The organism is Ramlibacter sp. (assembly GCF_013697775.1).
In the GTDB taxonomy this organism is placed as follows: domain Bacteria; phylum Pseudomonadota; class Gammaproteobacteria; order Burkholderiales; family Burkholderiaceae_C; genus Ramlibacter.
This window is the reverse complement of sequence record NZ_JACCWG010000148.1, coordinates 1-2,623: the sequence shown is the minus strand read 5'-3', so window position 1 is coordinate 2,623 and position 2,623 is coordinate 1. Positions and strand designations below refer to the sequence as shown.

The 2,623-nt window shown below is 70.0% G+C and carries 4 protein-coding genes and 1 tRNA gene; 3 read left to right on the top strand and 2 right to left on the bottom strand.

Features of this window, described 5'->3' with window-relative positions:
- Positions 1-204 (top strand): FAD-dependent oxidoreductase (locus tag H0U68_RS07355; protein ID WP_296354122.1); only part of this gene is annotated, 204 nt, incomplete at its 5' end.
- Positions 205-207: 3 nt separating this feature from the next.
- Here the strand turns inward: H0U68_RS07355 and H0U68_RS07350 are convergent.
- Positions 208-753, bottom strand: coding sequence for a peroxidase-related enzyme (locus H0U68_RS07350; protein WP_296354121.1), 546 nt, complete (start codon positions 751-753; stop codon positions 208-210).
- A gap of 119 nt (positions 754-872) precedes the next feature.
- Between H0U68_RS07350 and H0U68_RS07345 the strand changes: the two genes are divergently transcribed.
- Entirely contained in the window at positions 873-1,745 is an 873-nt protein-coding gene (locus H0U68_RS07345) for an AraC family transcriptional regulator (RefSeq protein ID WP_296354120.1), read from the top strand.
- Positions 1,746-1,859: 114 nt separating this feature from the next.
- On the opposite strand, the gene H0U68_RS07340 is transcribed toward H0U68_RS07345, so the two are convergent.
- Positions 1,860-1,935: transfer RNA gene (locus tag H0U68_RS07340), tRNA-Arg, on the bottom strand.
- 133 nt (positions 1,936-2,068) lie between these two features.
- On the opposite strand from H0U68_RS07340, the gene H0U68_RS07335 reads away from it, so the two are divergent.
- On the top strand, positions 2,069-2,623 hold a 555-nt coding region (locus H0U68_RS07335; protein ID WP_296354119.1), incomplete at its 3' end, for a c-type cytochrome.

The following is a 2,623-nucleotide window of genomic DNA, read 5'->3' as shown; positions in this document are numbered from 1 at the left end:
GCGCAGGCCCGCTACTGGGCGGGCCTGCGCCCGGCGACGCCCGGCAACGTGCCGATCATCGGGCGCAGCCGCGTGGGCAACCTGTACCTCAACACCGGCCACGGCACGCTGGGCTGGACGCACGCCTGCGGCTCGGGCCGGGCCATCGCCCGGATCGTGTCCGGGCTGCCGGCCGAAGTGGACTTCGCCTTCGCCGGGGCTTGATCCTCAGGCCGCGCGGCGCAGCTTCACCGCCGGGAAATCGACCGGCACGGCGAAAGCGACGTTGACGTAGTTGGTGAACAGGTTCAGTGCCACGTGCGCCACGATCTCCATCGCCTCCTCGTCGTCGAAGCCGGCGCCGCGCAGGGCGTCCACATCGGCCGCGTCCACCGCGCCGCGCGCCTCCACCAGCTGCAGCGCGAAGCGCAGCGCCGCCTGCGTGCGCGGGTCGGCAGACGTGCCGCCCTGCGCGTCGTGCATCTCCTGCGCGGAGGCGCCGGCCTTGCGGCCGAGTGCAGTGTGCGCCGACAGGCAGTAGTCGCAGCCGTTGCGGTCGGCCACCGCCACGGCGATCTGCTCGCCCAGCCGCGCACCGAGCCTGCCCGCGCCGAGTGCGCCGAAGAAGCCCCACATGGCCTGCAGCGCGGCGGGCGAATTGGCGACGGTCTTGAACATGTTGGGCGTGGCGCCGAAGGCGCCGTGCACCTGCTGCAGCAGCGCGGCGCGCTCGGCCGTGGTGTGGGCGGGGTCGATGAGGGGAATGCGGTTCATGTCGTGGTGTCCTGGTTGGGGATGGATGCGATGTGTGCCGGTACCCACGGACTGTGACCGCCCGTCTGGCATGATTAGCACCATTTCAGCCATAAAATCAACCGGATCGTCCAGAACCAATGAACAACACCGCCGCGCCGGTGGACCGCCTGGCGGGCCTGCTCGAGCGCTTTCGCCTGCGCGCGCACCTGTTCCACCAGGGGCCGCTGTGCGGCGTGACGCATTTCGATGCCAAGCCCGGGCGCGGTTTCCTGCACGTGCTGCGCGCCGGCGAAATGGTGCTCACGCACCAGCCGCGCACGCGCGGCGTGGCGCGGCGCCTGGCGGTGCGCGAGCCCACGCTGCTGTTCTATCCGCGCCCGCTCGCGCACGACTTCCACAATGCGCCGGCCGAGGGCTGCGACTTCGTCTGCGCGAGCCTGGATTGGGAAGGCGGCGAGCAGCATCCGCTGGCGCGCGCCCTGCCGGCCCTTGTGGTGGTGCCGCTGGCGCGCGTGCCGATGCTCGGGCAGACGCTGGAGCTGCTGTTCGCCGAAACGCGGCAGCTGCTGTGCGGCCAGCGCCTGGTGGCGGACCGTTTGTTCGAAGTGCTGGTGCTGCAGCTGCTGCGCTGGCTGCTGGACCATCCGGCCGAATGCGGGCTGCCGGCGGGGCTTCTGACCGGCCTGGCGCATCCCAAGCTCGCCCGCGCGCTGGTGGCGCTGCACGACGCGCCGGCGCAGGCCTGGAACCTGGATGCGATGGCGCGGGTTGCCGGCATGTCGCGCAGCGCCTTCGCCGCATGTTTTCGCGAGCAGGTGGGTGAGCCGCCGGCCGAGTACCTGATGCGCTGGCGCATCGCGCTGTTCCAGCAATTACTGCGCGCGGGCCAGCCGGTGAAGACGGCGTCGCTCGCCGTCGGCTACAGCCCGAATGCGCTGACGCGGGCGTTCACCGCGGAAGTCGGCATGCCGCCGCGTGCATGGCTGGCGTCATTGGGGAGCGAAGGCTGAAGGGAGAGTTGCGGTGGCTGCGTCCTCGGCGTCCTTCTGCTGGAGAGTGCTCGGCGCCACGCGGGCCCAGCATCGGCGCTGGGAGGTGCAAGGCCTCGGTGCCGAGGCGAAATCTGGTGCGGCTGGCGGGGATCGAACCCACGACCCTTGGCTTCGGAGGCCAATACTCTATCCACTGAGCTACAGCCGCTTCTCGCGAGGCGAAGCCGCATTATCCCTGAAGCGCGGGCCCGGGTCGGCGTGCATGGGCTGGCGGCAAGAGGTAAAAGCCCCCTGGCTATAATCGAGGGTTGATTTGAACGCCCGCTTTCTTTGAGGACGCCATGAGCGACAGCATGCAGGAAGACGCCCACACCGGCCCCATCAAGACGCCCAAGCAACTGCTGCTGACGGTGTTTTTTGCTTTCGTCATTCCGGTGTTCATCATCATCGGACTGGTGTCGTACGTCGTCTCCGACGACAAGCCCTCGGGCAGCACCGACATCGAGAAATACGCCCTGGGCGGCCTCACCGCGCAGGACATGGACCGCGGCGTCGCCGAGCGCATCCGCAAGATCGGCACGGTCGAGATCCGCGACGCCAACCGCCCGCTCAAGAGCGGCGAAGAGGTCTTCAAGGCCCAGTGCACCACCTGCCACACGGCAGGCGTGGCCGGCGCGCCGAAATTCGGTGACGCAGGCGCCTGGGCCAACCGCATCGCCACCGGCTTCGAAGCGCTGGTCAATTCCGCGCTGAAGGGCAAGGGCGCCATGCCGCCCCAGGCCGGCGGCGACTTCGACAACACCGAGATCGCGCGCGCCGTGGCCTACATGGCCAACGCCGGCGGCGCCAAGTTCGCCGAGCCGGCCGCGCCCGCCGCGCCGCAAGCGGCCGGCGCA

Excerpts from the sequence above, each read along its gene's own strand:
- H0U68_RS07345 (WP_296354120.1), top strand. The coding sequence starts at position 873 with ATGAACAACACCGCCGCGCCGGTGGACCGCCTGGCGGGCCTGCTCGAG.
- H0U68_RS07350 (WP_296354121.1), bottom strand. The coding sequence starts at position 753 with ATGAACCGCATTCCCCTCATCGACCCCGCCCACACCACGGCCGAGCGC.